Source organism: Cognatilysobacter segetis (assembly GCF_004359965.1).
Taxonomy (GTDB): domain Bacteria; phylum Pseudomonadota; class Gammaproteobacteria; order Xanthomonadales; family Xanthomonadaceae; genus Cognatilysobacter; species Cognatilysobacter segetis.
Map to the genome: position 1 here is coordinate 21,029 of NZ_SMRQ01000009.1, position 23,748 is coordinate 44,776.

At 59.9% G+C, this 23,748-nt stretch carries 18 protein-coding genes; 15 read left to right on the forward strand and 3 right to left on the reverse strand.

All coding sequences use genetic code 11. The features are described 5' to 3' along the window. Positions 1-7: 7 nt before the first annotated feature. Positions 8-994 carry a polyprenyl synthetase family protein gene (locus tag E4F61_RS03300; RefSeq protein WP_133478250.1) on the reverse strand — a complete coding sequence of 329 codons (987 nt, stop codon included), beginning with the start codon at positions 992-994 and terminating at the stop codon, positions 8-10. Between the two features lie 615 nt (positions 995-1,609). Between E4F61_RS03300 and E4F61_RS03305 the strand changes: the two genes are divergently transcribed. The 10 genes from E4F61_RS03305 (at position 1,610) to E4F61_RS03350 (ending at position 15,268) form a co-directional block, all read left to right on the forward strand. Beyond that, positions 1,610-3,133, forward strand: a complete 1,524-nt coding sequence (locus E4F61_RS03305; protein WP_133478251.1) for a site-specific DNA-methyltransferase — start codon at positions 1,610-1,612, stop codon at positions 3,131-3,133. Continuing rightward, positions 3,133-5,763, forward strand: coding sequence for a DEAD/DEAH box helicase (locus tag E4F61_RS03310; RefSeq protein WP_133478252.1), 2,631 nt, complete (start codon positions 3,133-3,135; stop codon positions 5,761-5,763). Before E4F61_RS03305 ends, E4F61_RS03310 begins: the two co-directional genes overlap by 1 nt. Positions 5,764-6,155: 392 nt before the next feature. Then, positions 6,156-6,668 carry a hypothetical protein gene (locus E4F61_RS03315; RefSeq protein ID WP_133478253.1) on the forward strand — a complete coding sequence of 171 codons (513 nt, stop codon included), beginning with the start codon at positions 6,156-6,158 and terminating at the stop codon, positions 6,666-6,668. Further along, positions 6,661-7,470 (forward strand): abortive infection family protein, encoded by an 810-nt coding sequence (locus E4F61_RS03320; RefSeq protein WP_133478254.1) that lies wholly within the window; start codon positions 6,661-6,663, stop codon positions 7,468-7,470. The genes E4F61_RS03315 and E4F61_RS03320 overlap by 8 nt, the downstream gene beginning before the upstream one ends. 9 nt (positions 7,471-7,479) lie before the next feature. Next, positions 7,480-9,198: a coiled-coil domain-containing protein gene (locus tag E4F61_RS03325; RefSeq protein WP_133478255.1), complete on the forward strand. Its 1,719-nt coding sequence runs from the start codon at positions 7,480-7,482 to the stop codon at positions 9,196-9,198. Between the two features lie 57 nt (positions 9,199-9,255). Then, complete coding sequence (locus E4F61_RS03330) at positions 9,256-10,008, forward strand: hypothetical protein (protein ID WP_133478256.1); 753 nt, start codon at positions 9,256-9,258, stop codon at positions 10,006-10,008. Beyond that, on the forward strand, positions 10,005-10,994 hold the full coding sequence (locus E4F61_RS03335; RefSeq protein WP_133478257.1) for a restriction endonuclease: 990 nt from the start codon (positions 10,005-10,007) through the stop codon (positions 10,992-10,994). The genes E4F61_RS03330 and E4F61_RS03335 overlap by 4 nt, the downstream gene beginning before the upstream one ends. After that, positions 10,991-11,518: a hypothetical protein gene (locus E4F61_RS03340; protein WP_202908932.1), complete on the forward strand. Its 528-nt coding sequence runs from the start codon at positions 10,991-10,993 to the stop codon at positions 11,516-11,518. Before E4F61_RS03335 ends, E4F61_RS03340 begins: the two co-directional genes overlap by 4 nt. A 182-nt stretch (positions 11,519-11,700) precedes the next feature. After that, positions 11,701-13,503: an ATP-dependent nuclease gene (locus E4F61_RS03345; protein WP_133478258.1), complete on the forward strand. Its 1,803-nt coding sequence runs from the start codon at positions 11,701-11,703 to the stop codon at positions 13,501-13,503. Beyond that, entirely contained in the window at positions 13,496-15,268 is a 1,773-nt protein-coding gene (locus E4F61_RS03350; RefSeq protein WP_133478259.1) for an ATP-dependent helicase, read from the forward strand. Before E4F61_RS03345 ends, E4F61_RS03350 begins: the two co-directional genes overlap by 8 nt. An 87-nt stretch (positions 15,269-15,355) precedes the next feature. Here the strand turns inward: E4F61_RS03350 and E4F61_RS03355 are convergent, their stop codons facing one another. Both E4F61_RS03355 and E4F61_RS03360 read right to left on the reverse strand, forming a co-directional pair. Further along, on the reverse strand, positions 15,356-16,078 hold the full coding sequence (locus E4F61_RS03355) for an SseB family protein (protein WP_162301390.1): 723 nt from the start codon (positions 16,076-16,078) through the stop codon (positions 15,356-15,358). Between the two features lie 103 nt (positions 16,079-16,181). Further along, positions 16,182-16,547: a helix-turn-helix domain-containing protein gene (locus E4F61_RS03360; RefSeq protein ID WP_133478261.1), complete on the reverse strand. Its 366-nt coding sequence runs from the start codon at positions 16,545-16,547 to the stop codon at positions 16,182-16,184. Between the two features lie 132 nt (positions 16,548-16,679). Here E4F61_RS03360 and E4F61_RS03365 point away from each other — a divergent pair, with 132 nt between their 5' ends. The 5 genes from E4F61_RS03365 to ssb all read left to right on the forward strand — a co-directional run bounded on the left by E4F61_RS03365 (position 16,680) and on the right by ssb (position 23,731). Continuing rightward, positions 16,680-17,456 (forward strand): hypothetical protein, encoded by a 777-nt coding sequence (locus E4F61_RS03365; protein WP_133478262.1) that lies wholly within the window; start codon positions 16,680-16,682, stop codon positions 17,454-17,456. Positions 17,457-17,842: 386 nt separating this feature from the next. Then, positions 17,843-18,937, forward strand: coding sequence for a site-specific integrase (locus tag E4F61_RS03370; protein WP_133478263.1), 1,095 nt, complete (start codon positions 17,843-17,845; stop codon positions 18,935-18,937). 401 nt (positions 18,938-19,338) lie between these two features. After that, the gene (locus E4F61_RS03375; RefSeq protein ID WP_133478264.1) at positions 19,339-20,763 is read left to right on the forward strand and encodes a site-specific integrase; all 1,425 of its coding nucleotides are present in this window, start codon (positions 19,339-19,341) and stop codon (positions 20,761-20,763) included. A 527-nt stretch (positions 20,764-21,290) separates the two neighbouring features. Further along, complete coding sequence (locus E4F61_RS03380; RefSeq protein WP_162301391.1) at positions 21,291-22,517, forward strand: phage integrase family protein; 1,227 nt, start codon at positions 21,291-21,293, stop codon at positions 22,515-22,517. A gap of 719 nt (positions 22,518-23,236) precedes the next feature. Next, entirely contained in the window at positions 23,237-23,731 is a 495-nt protein-coding gene (ssb, locus tag E4F61_RS03385) for a single-stranded DNA-binding protein (protein ID WP_133478266.1), read from the forward strand. Positions 23,732-23,748 lie beyond the last annotated feature (17 nt).

Here is a 23,748-nt window from a genome sequence, read left to right on the forward strand (position 1 = left end):
CGGGCGATCAGGCGTCGCGGTTGACCGCGTAACGCGCAAGGCCACGCAGCGCGTCGGTGTACGGGTTGGCGGGCAGGCCCTTCAGGCTCGCCTCGGCCCTGTCGGCATACGCTTCGGCCCGGGCGCGGCTGTAGTCGAGCCCGCCGGTGCCGCGGATGGCCGCGACGACCTCGGGCAGGGCGTCGACGTCGCCCGCGCTGACGATGTCGCGCAACCGCGCGGAGGTAGCCGCGTCGCTGTGTGCGATCGCGTGGATGAGTGGCAGCGTCGCCTTGCCCTCGGCGAGATCGTCGCCCAGGTTCTTGCCGAGCACATCCGCGTCGGCCGCGTAGTCGAGCACGTCGTCGGCGATCTGGAACGCGTAGCCGAGGTCGAGCCCGAACGCCTCGAGCGCGTCGCAGTCCGCTTCCGACGCATCCGCCAGCAGCCCGCCCAGCCGGGTCGCGGCGGCGAACAGCACGGCGGTCTTGCGCTCGATGACCCGTAGGTAGGCGGCCTCGTCGGTGTCGGGGTTACGGATGTGCAGCAGTTGCAGCACCTCGCCCTCCGCGATGCGGTTGGTGGTGTCGGCGAGGATCTGCATCACCTCCATCCGCTGCAGTTCGACCATCAGCTGGAAGCTGCGCGAATACAGGAAGTCGCCGACCAGCACGCTGGCCGCGTTGCCCCAGACCGAATTGGCCGTGCGGCGGCCTCGGCGCATGTCCGACTCGTCGACGACATCGTCGTGCAGCAGCGTGGCGGTGTGGATGAACTCCACGACCGCGGCCAGCTGGTGCGCGCGCGGATCGAGGGCGGCGGGGCCGCCGGCCGCGCCTGCCGCGAGCAGGAGCAGCATCGGGCGCAGGCGCTTGCCGCCCGCTCCCACGATGTATTCCGCGACCTGGTTGATCAGCACCACGTCCGAGGCGAGGCGGTCCCGGATCAGGCGGTCGACCGCGCCCATCGGCTCGCGGGCCAGCGCCTGGATCTCGGACAGGGACGGGGAGGGCATCGACTCGTCTCGCTCGGTGGGAACGCGGCGGGCGAGTATAGGTGGCCCCCGCGGGGCCCCGGAGAATTCCGACGCCCCCCGGCGGCGTCGGCCGACCCACGCCGGCCGGCGGGTATACTTCAATGTCGGTCGTCACCACGACCCGGAAAGGACATTCACATGGCACGCGGCGTCAACAAGGTCATTTTTATTCACCTTTGACGTTTTCTCGGGCTAGCGAGCTTAGAGGCTATGTGGTAAGCGCCGTCTGAGGTCCGGAATTGCTCTCGCAGTCCCTCCAACACTTGTCCAGTGCGGCTCTCTGCATGGCACCGGGTTTCGTACGGACGGACTCTCGTATTCACTGCTTCCAGCCGGTCGATTGTTAGGTGGGCACCAGGGTTTCCGAGATTGGACGCCGCTGCGATTCGTCGCGACATAGCGCCTTCAGTCAGGCTTCCACCTTGTTGCGACTGCCAAATCGAGTGCTTGCCGGAATCTGGCTCGAGGGCAGCGAAGGCACACCTCATTTTCTGATCTGCGCGTCTCCCCACGCGAGCCGCCTTCGCGGACAATCAGCGAATGAGGCCACTCGGGCCGGTGTACGAGCACCGAGGTGCTCGCCGGGGGACGTAAATGCCATCGCTTAGCTGGTTCAATCGAGACGAAGATCTCACCAAAGCCGCGCTCGCGCCTTACAGGCTGCTAGAGCCGGTCAAGTCGCTTTCCTACGGGGACGAAGACGCGCCCAATCTCCTCATCGAAGGAGACAACTTGGATGCGCTGAAGGCCCTTCAGCCCTATTTCGGCGGGGAGGTGAAGTGCATCTTCATAGACCCTCCTTACAACACTAAAAGCGCCTTTGAGCACTACGACGACAATCTTGAGCACTCCAAGTGGCTCTCTATGATGTATCCGCGCCTGGAGCTTCTGAAGGAGCTCTTGGCTGAGGACGGGTCCATCTGGATCACCTTAGACGACAACGAGGCGCACTACTTCAAGGTCATCGCTGACGAGGTGTTTCAGCGGAAGAACTTCATTGCCAATGTGATCTGGCGAAAGAATTACTCGCCCAAATCTTCCGCGCGGCATTTCTCGGTCGATCACGACCATATGTTTGTTTACGCCAAAAATGCTGAGCTGTGGCAGCCGAACCTAGTGGCGCGCTCAGAAGCCCAGGACAAGGCGTATAAGAACCCCGATAACGATCCCCGCGGCCCTTGGAAGTCGAGCGATCTGTCTGCGCGAAACTTCTACAGCCTGGGCACGTATCCCGTTACGACCCCGAGCGGGCGAGTGATCGCGGGCCCGCCTTCGGGGCGCTATTGGTCGATCAGCGAAGCCAAGCTAAAGATCCTCGATGCGGACAACCGCATCTGGTGGGGCAAGGATGGCAATAGCGCGCCATCCCTAAAGCGCTTCCTGACCGACGTAAAGCAAGGACGCGTGCCTCAGACCTACTGGCACTACGACGAAGCCGGGCACACCCAGGACGCAAAAAAAGAAGTCGTTGCGCTCTTTGGCGAGGACGTATTTGGCACGCCTAAGCCTGAAAAACTGATGCAGCGGGTGCTGGAGATTGCGACCGAACCGGGCGACCTTGTTTTAGACAGCTTTCTCGGCTCGGGCACCACAGCCGCAGTGGCCCACAAGATGCACCGCCAGTGGATCGGCATTGAGGTGGGCGAACATGCACGCACTCATTGCCAGCCGCGCCTCAAGCGAGTGATCGACGGCGAACAAGGTGGGGTCTCTGCAGCCGTAGGCTGGCCAGAGGAGGGTGGCGGCGGCTTTCGCTTCATGAAGCTTGGCTGGCCGATCTTCACGGAGAACGGCGCGGTCCGCGACGGGATCAAGTTTGAGCACTTGGCCGCGCACGTGTGGTTTGCCGAAACCCGCTCGCCGAGGGCCAGTAAGGCGCTCAAGCAGGCCTTCCTAGGCGAGCACGAGGGAACAGCCTATTACCTCCTCTACAACGGCATTCTGGGCGACACCGCGCCAGCAGGTGGCAACGTCCTGACGCGCAAGCTCCTGCGTCAACTTCCTGCATTTGATGGGCCAAAAGTGATCTACGGCGAGGCTTGCGAGCTCTCAGAGGAGCAGCTCGCGGAGCGCAAAATTACATTCAAGCAGACGCCCTACGATCTGAAGGCCCGTTAATGATCACGCCAAAGATTTACCAGCAGCGCGCCTTGGGCTCGCTTGAGAACTTCCTGGAAGCCACCACGCGTAAGAGCGTTGAGACGGCCTTTGCAGAGAACGTAGATAAGGGCCTGCGCACCGAGTATTCGCCTATCCCTTCGCTTTTGAATGTGCCCTATGTATGCCTGCGCATCCCCACCGGGGGCGGCAAGACCATCATGGGCGCGAGCATCATCCAGATTGCTGCGCGCACTGTCATGGGAAAGCCCTATCCCCTGACGCTTTGGCTTGTGCCAACCACGGCAATTAAGACGCAAACGCTCGACGCGCTAAAGGATAGGAAGCATCCCTATCGGCAGGAGCTGGACGAGGCGTTTAAGGGGCAGGTCGCGGTGTTTGATATCGCGGATTTCAGCGCCATCCGGCCTGCGGACCTTGGCACGCGCGCCTGCATCGTGGTCGCTACGGTGCAGTCGCTGCGCGTATCCGATACGGAAGGGCGAAAGGTCTACGCGCATCATGAAAACTTGGAGGCGCATTTTGCTGGGTCTGTTTCTGACCTTCCCTACCTGACCAAGGGCGAGAACGGAAAAGCCCTAGCGTCGTTTGAGAACCTGCTGCGCCTGCATAGTCCGCTGATCATTACGGATGAGGCTCATAACGCGACTACCGAGCTCTCCTACGAGGTCTACGAGCGCCTAGCGCCCAAGGCCATCATTGAGCTGACCGCAACGCCGGACGGGGCTGCGTCCAACATTCTTGTTTCGGTAGCGGCCTTTGAGCTCAAGAACGAGAACATGATCAAGTTCCCACTCGTGCTCAAAGAGCACAGCGGCGAGTGGCAGAAGGCGGTATCGGCGGCGGTTGCCAGGCGTAACGAGCTCGCCAAGATCGCCACTGTCGAGCCGGACTACATTCGCCCCATCGTGCTCATCCAAGCGGAGAACAAACGCGGCGAGGCTAACGTCGAGGCGGTAGAAGCATTTCTGCTAAGCCCGGCCGTCGGACTTAAGGAAGAGGCCGTTCGCCGCGCGACCGGAACCGATCGCGGCCTTGAGGGCGAGGATCTATTCGCCAAAGACTGCAAGGTGGAAGTGATCGTCACGGTCCAGGCCCTTAAGGAGGGCTGGGACTGCAGCTTTGCCTACATCTTCTGCTCGACTGCCCAGGTCAAAAGCGACAAGGACATTCAGCAGCTGCTTGGCCGTGTGCTCCGCATGCCTTATGCCATGCCGCGCAAGCAAGAAGCGATGAGCAAGGCTTATGCCCATGTAGTTACTGATACCTTTGGCCGGGCAGCAGGCGAGCTCACGCAGTCACTGATCAACATTGGCTTTAACCCGCTTGAGGCGGCCGCTGCGGTGCGCAAAGAACGCCCGCTGCCGCTAACTGGCGGGGAGACTGCGCCGCCTCCTGAGCTGCCCAAGACGGTTATCGACGTAGCTAAAGCGCCGGACTTCTCCGATATCCCCGAACGGGACAAGGATCGGGTGCGCTTTACCCCTGCACCCAGCGGCAAGGGCGGCACGTTAGAGCTTTTAGACGAGCTCGACACCTCTACGATCCAAGCCATCGCAGAGGCAGTGCCGGAAGGCGAGAAGCGCGACGCCGTTCAGCACAAAGTGGCGCTTCACCAGATGGCCACTCAGGCAGTCAAAGCGCCGAGCGAGCGCGGCGAAGTCTTTACCGTGCCTCGGCTCTATCTACGCGACCACGAGCAGCTTGAGCTCTTGGAGCAGGGGCAGCGGCTCCCGTCTTTTACCTGGGATCTCCTTTCGACCCCGCCGGATATGTCGTCGCTGTCCATCGCCGACGACGCCATGACCTTTGAGGTCTACCTGGAAGGGGACAAGGTGCAGTTTCATGCGGTCAAAGACGATGCCGCCACCTACCTGCCAGGCTTTGCCCAGGACCGCACGCTGACCGATCTGATCGGCTGGCTCGACCAAGAAATTCGCGATAAAGCCCTCAAGCAGCCGGTCATTCGCGAGTGGATCCGCCGCTGCATCACGACCCTTCACGAGGAACGCGGTTTTTCGGAGGCTCAGCTTCTAAGGGCGCAGTTCGTGCTGCGGCGTAAACTCCGCGAGCAGCTGCAGCTGGAAAAGGAGAAGGCCTACAAGGCGGGCTTCAACCAGCTTCTGATCGACGGCGATATCACGGTGCCGCCGGAGGAGGGCTGCAACTATACCTTTGCGCCCGACATGACCAAGTATCCAGCGCTCAGCTACTACGACGGCCCGTACCGCTTCAAGAAGCACTACTACCCGCGGCCGGGCGATCTGCGCTGGAAGACGCCGGGCGGGGCGGACGGCGAGGAGTATCAGTGCGCCCAGCAGATTGATCTTCTGGACGACGTGCAATTTTGGGTGCGCAACTTGGTGCACCCCACGCAGTTTTGGATGCCGACGAGCAAGCAGCGGACCTACCCAGACTTTGTGCTGCGCCTCAGTGACGGGCGGCTTTTCGTCGTGGAATACAAGGGCGGCGACCGCTTTTCTGCCGACCAGGAAAAAGAAAAGCGCATGGTCGGCGAGCTGTGGGAAAAGCGGTCAGGCGGGCGAGGGCTCTACCTGATGGCCCAAAAGCGCGACGACAAGGGCAGGGACGTGCGCCAACAGCTGCTGGACAAGCTCAACGACCGTTGAAAGCGGCAGGAGAAAGCACCTGCAAAGGGCCGAAGTTGTTCAAGGCGTTCGCGCTGGGCTGGCCGCTCCGATGACAGTCAACGCGGACGAGCTCAACAAGCTTCTCAGCGAAGGTTGGCACTCCGTTTCTGCGACGAGGTACCGCGTGGGCGGAGAGGTCCACGCAAGCGCGCTGTTGGTGATTGTCGAGAAGTGACGACGTGAGCAGCTCAATGGAAGAGACGTTGGCGGCGACTCGCGCTGAGGTACAAGAGTAAGTGGATGAGTTCCTGGCGCGCCTGCTCTCTCGCGGCCGTCGCATCTTCTGAGACGAAAGAGCGCAAGAGTGTCCTGAACAGTTCAGTGAAAGTTGGCGGATGCCGCTAATGACAAGTGATCAAGGGTTTGTTCGAATGTCCATGGCCAGCTTTGCGCCCGGCTGGGCCTTTGAGCTGATCCCTGAGGCGCACGAGAAGGTGCGCCTTGGCTACGAAGCCGAGAACCGACGCCTCCGCGGAAGTCGCTTCATCGCCGTCGTGCTGCGTCACGAATTCGACTACGACGGGCTGAGCGAGGACATTCTTCAGCTGAGCGGGTTTGCCGAGCTAGAAGAAGCGCAGCGCTACGCAGACTGGCTAGTAGAGCGCCGAATCAGCACTGAGCATTTGCGGCCCGGTCGAGAGAAGTGGCTGCTGGCTGGCGGGAGGAGCGGCCTGCACCAGGCGCTCCACCAGCCCTCGCGTCGTATCTCGGACGGCACCGGTTTCAATAGCTGCTACATCACGGTGGGCGTTTTCGCCGCGGGAGAGCACGTTCCTTTGGACGGCGGCATGCTGACCGCCATCGATCACAGCTGGGAGCTATCCCGCTACTTCCAGTACGTCGCGAAGGCCGCGGCTTCAGCGGAGGTAGCCAGTCGTGTCTGACCTCACTTCCCGAGAGCGCCGGAAGCTGGAGGAGCTGCTTGGAATGGACAGTGGCTACGTCCTGAATTTCTCTGACCGCACTTACACGGACTTCTTTGATGAGTTCGTAGGCAGGAACATCGATGACGAGCGCTACCGCTTTAATGGGGGTTCCAAGGCCAAGCGGATGCGCGCCTTTTGGCAAGTTGAGCCCAACGGCGTAGTTGCAAAGTGTCTGGTAGAGCTCTTAGAGCATGCTCGCTCTGCCGGCATTGTCACGAGGGATGAAGCGCTTGTTGGAGAGTGCCGGGCAATCATTACCCGGCTGTCTCTGGATAAGCCGGTAGCCGATATCGAGGCAATCTCCGCCGCCGAAGACGAGCGCGACTTTGATTTGGTAGCCAAGGAAGCGCGCGAGAGCATCGAGCGCAACCAGCCCGAAGCGGGGCTCGATCGCCTGCATACCTTCCTGGTCAAGTTCGTGCGCTATCTGTGCGAGCAGCACGGGCTACAGGTCACACGCGACATGCCGCTCAACGGGATCTTCGGTGCCTATGTAAAGCGCCTGAAGGACGAAGGAAGCCTTGGCTCAGACATGGCCGAGCGCATCCTCAAGTCGTCTATTTCCAACCTCGAATACTTCAACCACGTCCGCAACAATCACACGCTCGCGCACGACAACCCTGTGCTTGGCTACGACGAAGCTCTGCTGATCTTTAGCCACGTCGCAAGCACTGTGCGCTTTATCAAGGCGCTGGAAGAGCGCATCCGGCTCACGAAGGCGCCTGAGAAGGAGCCTTGGGAAATCGACATTCCTTTCTGAGGCCGCGCCGTGCTGGAAGGGACGCTGCCGATATCGCCTCATTGCGTGCCCTTTGGCCTCAGGGACGGCCAGATGCATGGTGTGGAAGACGTGCCCACCGGAAAGGCCTGCGGGTGCATCTGTCCTGAGTGCAACAGCCCGCTTATCGCGAAGAACGCGGGCCTTAAGCAGCAGCACCATTTCTCGCACCAGGCCGGCTACGGGAGCGACGCCTGCCGGGAGACGGCCATCCACCTCATTGCCAAGCAGATCCTGGTGCGCGCTCGCCAGCTCCTCCTCCCCGAGTGGAAGCGACGCTGCGAGCTTCGCGATGTTTCCGGCACGCCACACTTCTTGAATCACGAGCGGCCCGCCAAGCCCTGGGGCTACGCGGAGGCGACCGAAGAGGTCTGGCAGGACGGAATCCGCCCCGACGTTTTTCTTTCCGATCGCGGGGCCGCAGCAACGCTGCCCCTTCTGGTTGAGGTCAAGGTCTCCCATGCCGTGGATGACGCCAAGGCGCACCTGGTGCGCCACCGCGGTTGGGCGATGGTCGAAATTGACCTCTCCAAGACTCCGGACGATGCGCTAGCCCCATGTGCGTTTGAGCGCTACGTGCTCGAGGGCGCGCCCCGGAAGTGGATCCACGCGCCAAAGGCCGAGCAGAGGTTCGCGGAAGCGCGCCTAGTGCTACGGGCCAAGGTGGACGCGATCAACGCCGAGCTGCGCAGGCAAGGCGTGGAAGAGCGCGACGCCTTCGGCCGCACTGCCAAGGAGAGGCAGAAGCAGCAGGACATTGATCGGCTGCGCGACTCACGGCGTCGGGAATACATGCGTGATCTCGATGCTCTTGAGCGCAAGGTGCTGCCAGAAGCGCTGCGGCAGAGGGAAGAAGAGCTGCAGGCCAAAGAAGCCGAGCAGATCGCCGCGCTTCTTCGCAACTTCGGCGGTCAGGTGCCGCCATTTGCCCGCACCGCCCACCGCCACGCATGGGCGCTGAATACCTCGAGCATGCGCTGGCACCTCGCGGCGGCGGACCACTTCGTGCTCTCGGCCAAAGAGGGCGCCCGCGTCACGGCCGGGGCTGTCTCCCGTTGGCTAGAACACTCGTTCGGCGTCGATGAAGTAGCGGCGCGTCTCATCGAGGCGCAGAAAATCGACCGGGACCGGAAGCGAAAGCGCGGGGACGCGAACGTGGCCCGGACTGCTTGGTTCTTCGATGACTGGGAAAATGGAGCTATCCCGAGCGTTTTTCATGCGGCAGACCACCTTCTTGATCGCTTGGCGATAGCTGGGCACCTATTGCGGGCCGAAAAGTGGACGTATCTCGTAGATGGCCCGGTCGGCCGCCACGCGCGCCTGGAAGAGAGCAAGCGCCGGCAGGCTGCGGAGGCTGAGGCACGGCGCAAGGGGCGCGAAGAGGACGAACGGCGCCTTGCCAAGGCGATTGCAGAGGCCGAGGACCAGCAGCGCCTGGCAGCCATCGAGCGCGAAGCGACTGACGAGCTGAGGCGAAAGCGTGTTGAGCAGCTGACGGCCGTATATCACGCGCTCGCCGAGCGAAGCGGCGAATGTCTGGACTGCCAAAACTGCCGCTGGCCCAGCCCGCCGGGCGTTGCTGCGTGCCCCAACTGCGGCTCTCCAAGCCTTCTGCTGATCAAGCTTGATGCCAGCCGCCTACGGGAGGTGCCGCACCGCCTGCGCAGCGACTACTGCATAGTGCGCTGCCGTTCGTACCCGTTTGAATAGTGGTTGCCGCCCCAAACGAGCTGGCTACTATGGCTCGACCACTTGAGGTAACTGACCGTGCCGGAAGCCGAGGCTACACCTACGATACGAAAGCAGGTTGCCGACCTGGCCGCCGAGCTTATCCGAAAGCAGCCCACTGGCATTCGCTGGAGTGAGCTTCATCAGGCTATTCGCGAGAAATTGAACGTAAATCCCAATACCGCGACGGGCTCGCTGCGTTACTTCGCCAACCATCTGCCCGGCGATATCTACAAGGCTGATCGGGGGGTCTACGCGGTCGTCGACCCTGCCGAGCAGAAGGAAGAAGCGCCGCAGCCAACGCCGGCCTCGGTGAAAGTGCGCGAGCAGCACTTCTATGAGCCTTTCGCGGCTTGGCTGGTAGGTGAGCTGGAAGAAGCCACTAAGGCCGTTGCGATTGGCGGGAATGGGGCGGGCGGCAAGTGGGGCACCCCAGACGTAATCGGGCTCTATAGCCCGCGCAAAACCGATCCGATCCAGTTCACCGAAGAAGTAGTTGCGGTCGAAATCAAGATCGACACCCAAAGCCTCATCACCGCCTTTGGACAAGCCTGCGCCTACCGGCTGTTCGCGCACCGGGTCTACATTGCCGTGCCCCAAGACGCCAACCCCAGAGACCTGAAGCGACTCGATGCGCTCGCGGTGCTTATGGGCATCGGGCTCGTGAAGTTCAATGCCGACAAACCGGAGGCGCCTGACTTCAGCGTAATGGTGCGCGCGTCGAAACACGAGCCCGACTACTACTACACCAACGAAATTCTGAGCACCTTTAGGGATGAGCTGGGGCTATGAGCGACAAGCAAGGGGCCTTCATTCTTCGGATTGCCCCTGGTGGGGAGGATATGGTGGGCGCAGCGCTCGCGCGGGATGAAATCCTCATCGGGTGGCCTGATGCAAAAGGACTCACTGCCATCGCAACGGAGTGGGCGCCGTTTCGCCAAACGGTTTCTGATGCGTATTACCCAAACGAGCCCAATCAGCGAAAGGCCGGGGGCGCGGCCGGACAGCTGTGGCGCTTTATTCGGCAGATGCAGGTTGGAGACTTGGTGGTCGTCCCGCACCCTGGTGTTTTCTACGTTGCTCAAGTAATTAGCGACGCGCAAAAAGGCAGCAGCGAGCATGACTTTTACCGGCGAGAAGTGAAGTGGCTTAACAACAAGCAGCCGATCCCAAGAAAGTTTGCCCGTGCTGCGCTTCAATCGCGCATGAAGGTTTACAACAGCTGCGCGGACGCCAGTGATCTTGTAGACGCCATCGCTGAGTGCCTTCAGCTGGCGGGAGAGGACAAGCAGCCGGAATTCCATAGCGACCTGCACTCTCGCTTGGTGGGCCAGACAATCGATGAGATCCGTGGTGGTCGCATGGATTCATATGGGTTTGAGGCGCTTATCCGAAGCCTTATGCTCTCAATGGGCGCGAGGCAGTGCTCAATCGTCGCGAGGTCCAAAGACTTTGGCGCGGATCTTGTCGCCACGTTCCTGCTCGCCGGTGTATTCGAGCTCCGCATTGCGATCCAGGCGAAGCACTACTACGACGCTAGGCGCCCCATGGGCGCTGGAGTAGTCGGAGAGGTGATCCGAGGCATCGAGCGTGAGAACGCGAATCTCGGAATGATTATTACGGCAGGCAGTATTTCTGAAAGCGCTTCCGCTGCCGCGCAGGCCTATTTCGACGAAAAGGGGATCAAGATCGAGCTGGTGGACGGCGAGCAGTTTGCTGCCCTTATTGTGGAGCGCGGCGTTGGGGCTTACCACGCGGCGCCCGGAGGCCACTCATGACCATTCGATGCGCTATGACTGGCAGGCCAATGGACGTAGGCGACGGCATCTATGACGACGGTGAATGGATTTCATGGGAATACATCAACCAGCACCTGTATGAGCGTGAACTTCGAGAAGAGTTCCCGCAAGCTGATCTTCAGCTCATCAAAGTATTTGAGACCTTGGTAGAGGCGGCAGCTGACTATAAAGATCTCACCGGGCGATCCCTGCAGGTATGGGGAGAGCTCGGCGAGCTTTACGCGGAGCTCAAATTCGGGATTAAACGGCACAAGGCACATGCGCCAGGCAGTGACGGGCGTATGGGCAACGACTTCGTCGAAGTGAAAACTATTTCGCCCGAAAAGACTGGCGAACAGGTAAGCGTTAAGCGCGCTGGTAATTTTAACAAGCTGTGCGTAGTGCGAATTACCGAAAAGTGGGAATTTACCTCGCACATGATCGATCGCAAGCGACTCTCAAAGGGAAATGGGGGGAGAGTCGCCAAGGTCCGTTGGAAAGACATCAGCAATACGCCGGAATAGGTTGGCGCGTGGCCAGCTACGACCGCGGTAGAAGGCGGCTGCGAAGCTTGGCTTTGAGGCCAACCGACGGATTGCTAGAGATGCGCGCAATACAATGCAATTGGCCACAACCCTGCGGCACATATTCAAATTGGCCGCGGTGACACTATCCACCCAGTCATCCGCAACGGGTCCTAGCTGCCGTGAAAATCACACGGATTCGCATCGAAAACTTTCGGAACTTCCGCACGATCGATGTGCCGGTGGACGGCAACGTCGTCCTTGTAGGCGAGAACAGCGTAGGGAAGAGCAACTTTCTCTATGCGCTGCGCCTAATCTTCGATCCTACGCTGCCTGACAGCGCGCGCCACCTTACCGTTGGCGATTTCTGGGACGGCTTGGGCGAGCCATTGGAAGATGAAAGAATCGTCGTATCGGTCGAGTTGCAAGATTTTGAACGAACGATGGGGGTCTTGGCTCTACTTACCGACTTCCGCCTTGATGATGACGAAAAGACGGTCCGACTAACGTACGAGTTTCGACCAATCAGCGGTCTCGACGGGCCTCCCCGGACGAGCGACGACTACGAGTTCGTTTGTTACGGTGGACAATCCGACACCAAACGGGTCACGCACGATCTTCGCCGCAGAATTGCCTTAGACCTTTTACCGGCGCTGCGTGATGCGGAGGGCGATCTGAGTGCGTGGCGTAGGTCGCCCCTCCGCCCGCTACTTGAGCGAGCCTTCGCAAAGGTGCCGGGCGACGACCAAAAAGAAGTTCGAGATGCGGTGCATTCGGCAACGACGCAGTTGACCGACTTTCCTACCGTGCGGGACTTAGAAGCAGCGATCCGCGACTTGTACGCATCGATGAGTGGTCCCAAGCAGGACATCAACGTGGGATTGGGTTTCGGCGTAACTGAAGTTTCCCAGCTGTACAGAAATATTCGGCTTCTTATCGATGGGGGGCTGCGGACCATTGGCGACGCCAGCTTGGGGTCGGCGAACGTGACGTTCCTAACGCTTAAAACCCTCGAGCTGCGTCAGCTGCTGGGTGAGAACAGGCGTGATCACACCCTGCTTGCTATAGAAGAACCTGAAGCCCATCTGCATCCCCATCTGCAGCGTTCGGTCTACCGACACCTTTTCGACGCATACGCAGGGCGCGACGATGAAGAGCCGCTTTCTTTGCTGCTGACCACTCATTCGCCACACATAGCTAGCGTCGCCCCCCTCAGATCGCTGGTGCTGCTGCGAGACAGCGGAGCGAATGGCACGGTAGCGACGTCTGCCGCGGGGATTTCGTTGTCGGGTGCGGAGGAGGAAGACCTCCAGCGCTATATGGACGTAACCAGAGCTGAAATGCTGTTTTCGCGCGGAATTATCCTCGTAGAAGGCGACGCAGAGAAGTTTCTGATGCCCGTGTTCGCAACCTCCATGGGCTATGACCTCGATCACCTCGGGATCACCGTCTGCTCGGTTGCGGGAACAAACTTCGCTCCATATGCAAAGTTCCTGGCCGGCATGCAGATTCCGTTTTCGATTGTGACGGACTGGGACCCGTTGGGCGCTGACAAGACACCGCTCGGGTTCAATCGTACTTGGCGGCTAGCGGCGGTGATCGAGCAGGCGCGCACAGGCGAGAGTCAAGATGAACTCGCGGCGGAGCTAAGGGAAATGGACGATGTCGACGCATTCTGTCGGGAGTGCGAACGATACGGAGTTTTCTCAAACAGCCACACGCTCGAGGTCGACCTTTTCGAGTTGAGGAGGTTTCGTGGATCTATCGCAGAGACGCTGAACGAGCAGAAGCTGAGTGCTGAGCGTCGTGATCTCATAGACGCGTGGGTAGGCCGCCCCAATACGCTCGACCATAAGATCTATTTGGCTATGATCGAGCGCATAGGTAAAGGGCGTTTTGCTCAGCGGCTGGCTTCGCGGGTCGACGACGTCGCGCCGCCGCCCTACATCCAGCGCGCGATAGATCACGTGGTAGCGCGTGTCTAATCGGGCGGCATACCTTCGAGCGGCCGAGCATCTGCGCGGCAACTCTGGCCAGTGGCAGGCGTATGAGTCCGTAGGCCACTGTGTCGTGCTAGCTGGGCCGGGGAGCGGCAAGACCCGCACGCTGACAACAAAAATGGCGCGAATGCTAGCCGAGGATGTGCCCGAGCCACGAGGAATCGCGTGCATCACCTACAACAACGAATGTGCCCGCGAGCTAGAAGACCGCCTCGCTGCACTTGGAGTTGAACCAGGCCGAAGAGCATTCGTTGGGACCATTCACTCTTTCTCGCTGACGCAAATCATTCTTCCCTACGCGAAGGTTTCTGGCATGGACCTGCCGGATGAATTTCGTGTTGCGTCTCGGACAGAGCGCGCCGAGGTCATGAAAGCGACTCTCACTGGGCTTTCTAACCAACGTGAGTGGGAATCACGCTTGTCAGCTTACCGGCGATCTCACCTTGATCGTGCGAGCGACGCTTGGCGAGAGAACGATCCGACCGTAGCTTCGCTGGTTGAAGATTTCGAGAGTCGGTTGAGACGTAGGGGCTTGATTGACTTTGAAGACATGCCGCTGCTCGCTGTGCGGGCGCTTCGTGCACATCCTTGGCTACAGAGCGCTTTGCTCGCTAAGTACCCCGTGTTGGTGGTAGATGAATATCAAGACCTTGGTGTCGCATTGCATCAAATGGTAATGGGCTTGTGCTTCAGCACCGGCATGCGACTGTTCGCTGTCGGCGACGTGGACCAATCTATTTATAGCTTCACGGGTGCCCGTCCAGACTTGCTTGAGAAATTGGCAGGCCGAGATGACGTTGAGACAGTCGCGCTGCGGCTCAACTACCGATGCGGCAACCGCATCGTGGTCGCATCTCGAGCTGCCCTAGGCGAGAGCCGGGAGTACGAAGCTATAGCCGGAGCGGCGCAGGGGGCTGTGCATATACACAGCTTGTCCGGGGACTACGCACGCCACGCGGACGAGCTAATGGCGGCGCTCTTACCAGCGGCGCTGGCGCGCAACTCGGAGCTCAATTACGGGGATGTCGCTGTGCTTTACCCGTTCGCTTGGATGGGAGACGCTGTGGCAGAAAAGGCCAAAGCGCTCGGCATTGGGTTCTTGAGAACGGACAGCAAAGCCTTGTATCCGCGCAGTAGCCGTTTGATGCAATGGATAGAGCTTTGTGCGCAGTGGTGTTGTGGTGGATGGCGTACGGGCGCCCCTCGGTTCTCAAAAATCGCGGATCAAGGCCGTCGCACATTCTCAGAAGTGTTGAACTCTGAGGAGACCTGCGTTGACTTCCAAAAGAGATTGATTGGCTACTTATGGGCACGGCGCAGCCCTGGGCTACGGCTGCATGACTGGCTGAACGATTTGGTTGCGGAGGTTATTGAGCCCTTAGCGGACGAATGCATGTCCCTTCACGACGAGCTCGAAATCCTTGCAATGTTCATGGCCCGTGTGGCGCCCGACGGCGATTCCTGCGAAATGGAGCTCGGAAGCTTGGCGGGTGATGGGGGACAGCTGAACCGCCTCACCCTGTCCTCGCTTCATAGCGCAAAAGGCCGAGAGTTCGGCTTGGTGTTCATGTTCGGCTTAGATGCGCGGTACTTTCCGCATCCGCGCGCGGATGCGTCAGAGATGCTAGAGGCTCGCCGCTTGTTCTACGTGGGATTCACTAGGGCGAAGTCGGAGGTTCATTTGATCCATCCGCGCGAAGCGGCATCTCGCTTCGTCGGCCATATTCGTAGCCACTTAGAACAAGCGTAGCCCCCGAAAAAAAGTGACTTGGATGAGCCCCGGCGGCTCTCTAGTTGGTTTCGGCTAGAGGCGTGCCGGCATGCTGCGGCAACTGGATCATGGGTCGCGAGTCCAGATCGCCTCGACACCGTCGCCCTGAAGCCATTCGGGGAACGTCTCATCGGGTCCGAAGGTGACTAGGTCGACGGGCCTTGAGATGCGCACTGCGACTTCAGCCAGGACTAGCGCGATGGCACGTGCGATTCGTTCACTTGCGGCCTGTGGCGCCCCGACTGCCACGATGTAATGAGTGGGCTGCCCTTGCCACTCCCCCCGCCAGCCCGACAGCAAGTACACGGCGAACACCCCCGGCACGGCTCGGGCTTGAGCTGCTATGTGATCAGCGAGCCAAGAATCTGCAGGGTCAGCGGGAATGACTTGCATGTCATTGACGTGACCGTGCATTGGCGCAATTTGCGCAATGCCTTGGTCGAGCAGCAATGAAATTTCCTCCGGATACAGCATGGTCGATAGGTCGTTCGGGTTGAGCATCAGTGTCGCTCCGCGTGTGCACTCGAGCAGCTCGCGGCCCTGGACGCAAGCTACCCGGACCGCACCTTGAGCAGCGGTTGTGGCCTTGTCGACCGCGGTGAAGACGGGGATAACAGCAATCCCATCTGGGCGAGTGAACTGAACGATGCGCACGCGGCCGGAATCGTCGGAGAGCGGGAGGTGCACGTAGAGCGGAGCATCTAGCAAGGCTCGAAGGAATACTGGTTCAAGCGCTGGATCTTGAGCGGCGCGTTCAATGATCTGTTCGAGACGGGGCTTGCTTTCCATACCAGAGAGTAAGAGATGCTTATGTCTGATGGTAGTCCAACACCGGCCCCTCGACGCAAAAAAACCCCGCATAGCGGGGCTCTGATAGTCCGGGTTGTCGGAACTACTTAGGTTTGGCCCGGCGCGGCGATAGCTTCTTCACCGCTTCCGGCCGCGTAGTCCGGCCGCTCGGCCGCGGCACCTTCACTGCGTCCGCCTCAGCGCGTTCCGCGTATTTCCGGCGCTGTTCCGCCGTTAGGTTCGGCCACGCAAGTAGGAGCCGCGCCAATAACTCATCCTTTGTGGATAGGTACGCGGCAGGCACGCCGAGGGCATTGGCGAGCTCGAGCACCATCTCCTGCCGGGGCTGGTGGACGCCGTTCTCATACTGATTGATGCGGGGGCCGGCCACGCTTTCGTCCACCCCGACGCGTACGCCGAGCTCTTGTTGGGTGATCCCCGCACGCTCGCGCGCCTGTCTCAAACGCATCGAAAAAAGCGAGGGCTGCCCCGGCCTAGCCACCAATCCGACTCCTGTATACCCGGCAGATAGGGTGAACAAGATCGGGGCGTATTCATAGTAAGATATCCTTATGTTTCCGGCCACAGGCACCGGTCGTCGATGGCCGTGATCGCTCCTCCTACACTTGATGACTTGGGCGTACAGGGCTGCTTCGGCCTCGCGGCCCTGTTGACAGCGCAGGCGCGGAGGATTGCCGTGTCGCCCACGCGGCGTCTAACGCTTGCCTACCTGCACCCATTGCGCCAGCTAGGCGTCATCGATGCGCCTTGGCCGGAGGCCCGATGGGAACTGGAGCCGGCTGCCGAAGAAACGCCTATCGAGCAGATGCAATGGCGCTACCGATGGCCTGACTACCAACGCGACGGCCTTCTGCAGACGCTCGAAGAGTTCCTACAGTCGATTCCCATGGACGAGTACGGCATTGCGTGCCGACTCCGCCTGTGGCAGGACCTTGTGATCGCTGAAGCGGAACAGTTTTTCGAGTCCCAGCTTCTTAAGTATCATTTGGAGGGATCCTGGGCTCACGATCTGACGTTTGCAGTTCGCGAGCATCGACTCGAGCTACCAATTGCGCAATGGCGTTACTGCTGCTGGGCGGCGACTCGATTCGCCGCTGCCCAAGCACAGCGCTTACGAGGAGATACCTCTGCCCCAGGGCTGCGTGAGGAAATGTATGCCGAGCTAAAACGCCGCGCCCAGCGCCTCGTGAGCGGAGACTGGTCGAATTGCGCCTTTATGCCTTTTCACCTTCGCCCCGAAAGCGCTGCAGGTCGGCTCCTTACGACAACGCTGAGTCCGCTGGGCGCGCTGTACTGGCAGTGTGTGCCCAGCGCTGAGGTCCTCCTGATCCCCAGGCAGAAGACATCCGCGAACTGAGAGATGCGTGCGCGGCGCACCCTCTAATGTTCGAAGCCATTTGGCCTGGACGGCGGCTACCACGCTGGAATCTGCAACGTCGAGTGGTTACCGCTCGAGTTGGTCACTTGGACTGCCGAAATATAGCAACTCTTATGTGGCCGAACGGACACTCTTAAGTCCAGTAGTTGGCGCTGCAACCACCGCTCTGACAGGTCGGCGACCACGCGTCAAGGAGTGCCCGGGGGGCGGGCAGCTCCGTCCCTCGCTATGATTCGCAGTGCGGCGGCTATCTCGGTGACATCAGCCCCGATAAGCCAACGGCCGCGTACGAGACCGCCACGATGCATGACGTAGTACGTCAGGGTGGATGGCGGTAAACACGCCTTCAAGGCTTCGTCTTTCTAATGAATTACTACGGCACAACGGTAGTGCGTGACGTCAACATACGTGGCCGCACCTGCAAGCGCTTTCCCATTGTTGCTACCGCTGGCGGGGAGGTATTGCTTGAGGTCATGCGGTATCTCATTAGCTGCGTGGCGCAAGGTTCGGCCGAATCAGGGCTGATCACCTATGCTGCCCATCTCAGGGATTTTCATGAGCAGCTGCGTGTTGATCAGATGCACGTAAGGGGCGTGACACTCGATTTTCTGAACCGTTACAAGGCTGCGATCAAGGAGAGGGCGTCCGCGCCGTACGCAGGCCAGGTCCTGCGCACCGTGCTTGCCTACCTCCATTACCTCGAGGGTCGCGGTGCGATCTGTGGAGTCATCGGCGAGACCGACGAGTACCAGGTCACGATCACGCGCACTAGGTCCGGCGGTATCTCTCATAACTTGGCGGCCGACAGTGCGTCTCCCAAGTCAAACTACGTACCCAGTGATAAGTCTGTGCAGACGATCAAGCGGTTCGGCCCGGCAGGTCCTGTGCATAGGGAACGGTTCGAGCTAATGCTTGACTGGGCGCACGTTAAGGGGCTGCGGGCGATGGAACTCTGCGGGCTGACGTGCGCGCAGATTCCCTCGTGGCCGGCGATCAATGCTGCCCTCAGCGATGACCGAACGCTTGAGCTGCGTCTCCTGGTAACCAAGGGCCAAAGAGAGCGCAATGTCGACGTCCATCCCCTCTTGCTTTCGCGAACGCGTAAGTGGATCGAGGCTGATCGCCCGAAGGTTAATAGGGCTGCCAGACGTAGAGCGGAAAAAGCGGGTAGGCCTTACGCAACAACCGATGCGCTGTTCCAGTCATCTACGACAGGCGAAGCGATCACGCCGAAGGCGCTGTCGAACATGGTGCGATCAGCTTTCAAGGCAGCGGTTGCCTCAGGAGAGCTCATGGAGGACCAGCGCGTGTGGACTCACGGACTGCGAAAGGTGATGGTTAATCGCGAGGTCAAGAGCCGTCCGCGATCGGAACGCCGTCCGCCAGAGCGTGCGGTCATGCAGCAGACCGGACACGGCTCACTCGCAAGTCTCGGCCACTACGTCGTTGACTCGCAATGAAGCGTTCGCCGCTGCTTAAGACAGGTGAAACCACCAGGCCGTGTGCACCCGAAGTGTCGCCAACGGCGCCTGCGCAATCTGTTGTGCAGCTTCCGTCATTCACTCCTGAACTCTTCGGACGTCGGCTAGACCTCGAGATATTGCGCTCCTTCCCCTCGGGGCATCAGCTGGTGCATGCGCTTGTCGATTGGCAGGGAGCGAAGCGCGGCGGGTACACGGTTGGTCTGGATGTTCGTCGATACGCGCGTCACGTCGTCTCTACCGGTGCGCAGTTCGGAACACATTCGCTACAGACCTTTCGCGACTCTCTTGGCTCAGACGCCTCGCTATCTGACGGAACACGACGGTCGTATTACTCCAACGCTGCGGCATATGTAACCGTCCTGGCGAAGAGAGGTCTGGTGCCCGACGACGACTTGCCTGCGGGATTCCACAGCGTTCGCACGCTTCCGAAGGCGACTTTTGCGGAGTCAGCGAACAACTGGGAGCGTGTTAAAGAGACTGCGGAATTTAGCCAGTGGCTGGGGTCCGTCGCTCATATCCCGAACCTCGACAAAACTCAAAGAGAGGTACTGGCTGTTTCGCAGGGGTGGATGGGGCTTCTCGAGGACTCAGCTGAGAGGGTCGTTCGGCAACACGTCGCGGATTGGGAGTTCGCGGATGCTGCCATTAGGAAATATCAGGCTGGCGATGCAGAGCGAGGCTGGCTACAAGGCCGCTCTATAGAAGCTGCCATTGCGCACCTATACGCAATGTTTGGCTATGTCCTGCCGGGCTCGCCCGAATGGCCAGCCGGGGTCGCAGACTACTGCAAGAAACGCGGTTGGAATGCCGATCGCGTGCGTGCCGCGCTATTCCCTACGGCGAAGTCGTTAGATGCATTCCTCGTTCTGGCGTTAGCGAATCCCGAATTGGCGCCAAATGTCGATTCTGTGCTGTTTTATTCGTTCAAAGGGTGCGTCACACCCACCGAGGACGCGAGCAAGTTCCGTGTCGTCTTCGGCAAGTTTCGCGGAAGTGGCGCCGATGCTTCTCTCGAGAGGCATCATGCGCTCGTTATAGGGCTGCAAGCCCTCGAACGCGTGGTCACGCGCGTAGTGGGCCCTCGGTTCAGCAGTTATAGGGAGCTAACGCGGGATGGCGGTGTGCCGCTCTTCCTGCACGCATGTACGCGAACGAGGCCGGTGCAGGTCAAGACGCTGGATCCAGGCATGGGCGCCTACATGGTGCGGCGGTTTATCCGAAAGGCAGCCAAGGGTCATCTAGCGCTATCTCCTTTGGTCGAAACCGTAACCGGCGAGCAGTTTCGGACCACGCATTTCCTAACGCGCAGTCTGCGGGGCGAATCGATTTTCGCGGTGCAGCGCATTGCAAAGCACTCTGATCCCGAAACGACCCTTGGCTATTTGAATCGTGTCGAGGTCGAAGCCAGCAATCGAATTAGACACAGGGACTACCAAAACTACCTAATTACTGAGGCGCGCGCACGCCGAGCGAAGCGACTTGGCAACGGCTTTCACTGCGACCCAGATAATGCGAAGCAGGAACAGTGTGCTCGCCTCGATGCGTGTGGTGCGGGCGAGGATGGCTGTCAAGCCCGCCGAATTGTCCTCGAATCTCCAAAGATCGTTGCGGAGTGGCTCGCTTGGTCAACACACATTGAAGAGAAGGCGGCGTACTTGCAGGAGCACCGGCCAGAGCGTTGGACGGCAGTGTGGGGGCCTCGACTGATCGAGTATCAGGTACTTCTCGAATCCACGTCCGCGACGGTACGAGCCGAGGCGCAGGTGTATGTCGCTCAAGTAGCGCTCCTGCCGCTGGAGTAATAATGAGTCCTGCGATCACTCAGGCTGTTAGCCCGGCCGAAAGTAAGCGTATGCAACCGCATCTCGACATTAGTGGTTGTACGTGGCTTTTGCCTGCGTCTAACGTCGATTGCTGGTTCTTTCGTCAAGACACGGCGGGGTATGCCTCAAGTCACTACACTGTGACGTGGCAGCTGGCACACGACGCGAACGTCAGCCATGCAAGGCGGGAGTATTGGATCGATGTTGCCCAACGTGCCGTACTGAAGTACGCAACGGATGCGCGCAGGCCTAGACGGGTGACATCGACGATCGGCTTTGCTCGTAGCGTGCGGTCATTCGCTCAGTGGGCCTGCTGCGTCCGATACTGCGAGTCACTAGCGGCAGTATCAAAGGACGACGTAAATGCATACGAGCGCTACATCGAAGGTCTAGGGCTCACCCAGTCAACTGTCGAGAATCGCTTGAGTGCGGTGCGGACGCTTGGCGAATGCCTAGACGCGCATGGGCGGAAGTTGGCATGGCGGCCGTACAGATATCGAGGCGACTTGCGTAAGGCGGTGAAGCGCGTAGGGCGGGCGGACGGGCGGACACGTACGCTGGAGCCAGAGGCCTTTTTTAGTCTCCTCGACTACTGCCTGTCACTGATTGAAGATGCTGATGGAGCGGTGGCCAGGGCGGAGGCGTACTTGGCCTACCGCGATCTGCCGCGACGTAGCCCGTGGCCGGAAGTTCTGAACGGGTGGTCGGCAAAGCAGATCATCACAGAGGCGCGTCTTACCTACGGTGCATGCATCGTCTTAGCATTTTCGCTGCTCGGTTCTCGAAAGCACCAACTTGCCCTGCTGGACGTTTGCGACCTTCCTAGCCGAGGAGCGTCGGAGGATTCCATCCTCGCGGGCCGAGTGAGTAAGACATCTAATGGCCCGGGTGGGACCGCTACGGCGCAGCCTGTCATCGGGGAATTGGAGCGCGCGCTTAGGATCGTGGTGCGGCTGACAGGGGTCGATCTGAACATCGGCACTGGTCCACTGTTCCGGTGTCTCAAGTTGGACGAAGGCCTGAACTCGAAGGTTGAGCGAGCGTTAGATACTAATCAGGTCTATCGGCTAATCACCAATGTAGCGAAGGCTGCCGACATTAAGATCGTAGTCCGTCCCCACATGTTTCGGCGTGCATTCTCCATGCTTTACGTGTGGAGATATGAACTGGGTGATCTTCAGCATCTGAGCCGATTCCTCCATCACAATAGTTTGAGTCACACGATTGTGTATGCCCAGGGCGATGACGTTTCGGTCTTTATGGGGGATGCGCAGCGCGAACTGGCCAAGTCCATCATGGAACGCGCCATCACCGGTCAGGAGCCGGTAGGCGGTTCGCTCAGTGCTCTACTGCGACGCTTGGCTACTCGATTGAGATCACAAATATCTCTGCTCCGGTCCGATCAGATTGATGACTGGATCGAATCCAAGTTAACAGAAGGCCAATTCACGCTTAAAGCTGCGCCGCATGGTTACTGCTTGATTCTCGGCAGCCGGGGTAGGCGCAGTATGTGCTCAACGGATGGACGAACGCCGGACTATGGGAACCGAACGGACGAGCATTGCGCCGCCTGCGGAAACTTTGTCTTTACCGAGCGTTCGAGGCAGTACTGGGAACAACGTGTGGCTGCGCACGAACAGGTGGCAAAGACAACCCGTTTGCCCGTACTACGGAAGGCGGCGCAGGACGCAATTGCGGCGGCACGCCATGCCCTCTCTACCTTAGGGCTGTAATGAACAAAAAACACGTTTCTGAGGTGGCATCCGCACGCTTCGAGGCTGCCGTAAGAGCTTCGCTGAAGCAGCATATTGAGCTACGGCAACCATTCAGCGTTAGTGATGTGATCTCAAACGCGAAGTACGAGGATGGGGCGAAGGTAGGCGCCACCACCATCTATGCGCGGAGCTCTAAAGGCGTGCCAGTGCATGCGAAGCTTTTGGCAGAGCTGAAGGCAGCTGCGGTTGCATCCAGAAGCCGACGGCCTCGTTTCGAGCCTGGCGTGCCTCCCGGTGCAGTAGTCGACGCAAAATTGGGCGTCTTCAAGCAACTAGTAGAGCAGGAGGCTCGCCTACAAGAGGCGGAGGCCGCAACTGCAGGCCTCAGGCACGAGCTCGGTAGTGCGCAGGAGGGGTGGTACGTAGCGTTGGCGTGCTTGAACGTATTGAGTAAAGGTGCGGTATTGGAGGTAGTTCGCCCGATGAGGGAGCTCGAGACGATCTTCGCAGACGAAGACCTCGTGGCCCGGCTGAGAGATCAAGCTCAGGCGTTGGCGGCTACGTGTGGTCGTTTGGTGCGCACAAAATGAGACGAGCACGTGGTCCAATGAGTGTCGATGCGTCCGGCAGCCGTTAAAATTGCCGAGTTCACTGCGAGTTCTACCCATAAGTCTATGGATAGTTAAGAACTCTCCGCCCCGTGATAAACTATTGAAAAGTATAAGGAAAAGGAACATATGGCTAGCAGGGGCGTGAATAAAGTGATCCTCGTCGGCAACCTCGGCAACGATCCCGAGGTGAAGTACACCCAGGGCGGCATGGCGATCACCTCGCTGAGCCTGGCCACGACGAGCGTGCGCAAGGACCGCGACGGCAACCAGCAGGAAAAGACCGAGTGGCATCGCGTCAAGCTGTTCGGCAAGCTCGGCGAGATCGCCGGCGAGTACCTGAAGAAGGGCCGCCAGGTCTATATCGAGGGCCGCATCGAGTACGGCTCGTACGAGAAGGACGGCGTCAAGCACTACACCACCGACATCATCGCCGACGAGATGCAGATGCTCGGCGGCGGCGAGGGCGGCGGCATGGGCGGCGGGCGCGGTGAGTTCCGCGGCGGCGGCGATCGTCCGCAGCGCGCGCCGCAGTCGTCGGCACCGCCCGCGCGTCGCGAAGCGCCTGCCGCGCGCGGCAACGATTTCGGCGGCGATTTCGCGGACGACGACATCCCGTTCTGATCCACGTTCCGCGTCCC

What these genes read in the sequence shown, in the direction of transcription:
- E4F61_RS03365 (WP_133478262.1), top strand. Translation starts at nt 16,680, where the DNA reads ATGGCCGTGATCGCTCCTCCTACACTTGATGACTTGGGCGTACAGGGC.
- E4F61_RS03300 (WP_133478250.1), bottom strand. Translation starts at nt 994, where the DNA reads ATGCCCTCCCCGTCCCTGTCCGAGATCCAGGCGCTGGCCCGCGAGCCG.
- E4F61_RS03305 (WP_133478251.1), top strand. Translation starts at nt 1,610, where the DNA reads ATGCCATCGCTTAGCTGGTTCAATCGAGACGAAGATCTCACCAAAGCC.
- E4F61_RS03355 (WP_162301390.1), bottom strand. Translation starts at nt 16,078, where the DNA reads ATGGAAAGCAAGCCCCGTCTCGAACAGATCATTGAACGCGCCGCTCAA.
- E4F61_RS03370 (WP_133478263.1), top strand. Translation starts at nt 17,843, where the DNA reads ATGAATTACTACGGCACAACGGTAGTGCGTGACGTCAACATACGTGGC.
- ssb (WP_133478266.1), top strand. Translation starts at nt 23,237, where the DNA reads ATGGCTAGCAGGGGCGTGAATAAAGTGATCCTCGTCGGCAACCTCGGC.
- E4F61_RS03335 (WP_133478257.1), top strand. Translation starts at nt 10,005, where the DNA reads ATGAGCGACAAGCAAGGGGCCTTCATTCTTCGGATTGCCCCTGGTGGG.
- E4F61_RS03310 (WP_133478252.1), top strand. Translation starts at nt 3,133, where the DNA reads ATGATCACGCCAAAGATTTACCAGCAGCGCGCCTTGGGCTCGCTTGAG.
- E4F61_RS03340 (WP_202908932.1), top strand. Translation starts at nt 10,991, where the DNA reads ATGACCATTCGATGCGCTATGACTGGCAGGCCAATGGACGTAGGCGAC.
- E4F61_RS03360 (WP_133478261.1), bottom strand. Translation starts at nt 16,547, where the DNA reads ATGCGTTTGAGACAGGCGCGCGAGCGTGCGGGGATCACCCAACAAGAG.
- E4F61_RS03315 (WP_133478253.1), top strand. Translation starts at nt 6,156, where the DNA reads ATGTCCATGGCCAGCTTTGCGCCCGGCTGGGCCTTTGAGCTGATCCCT.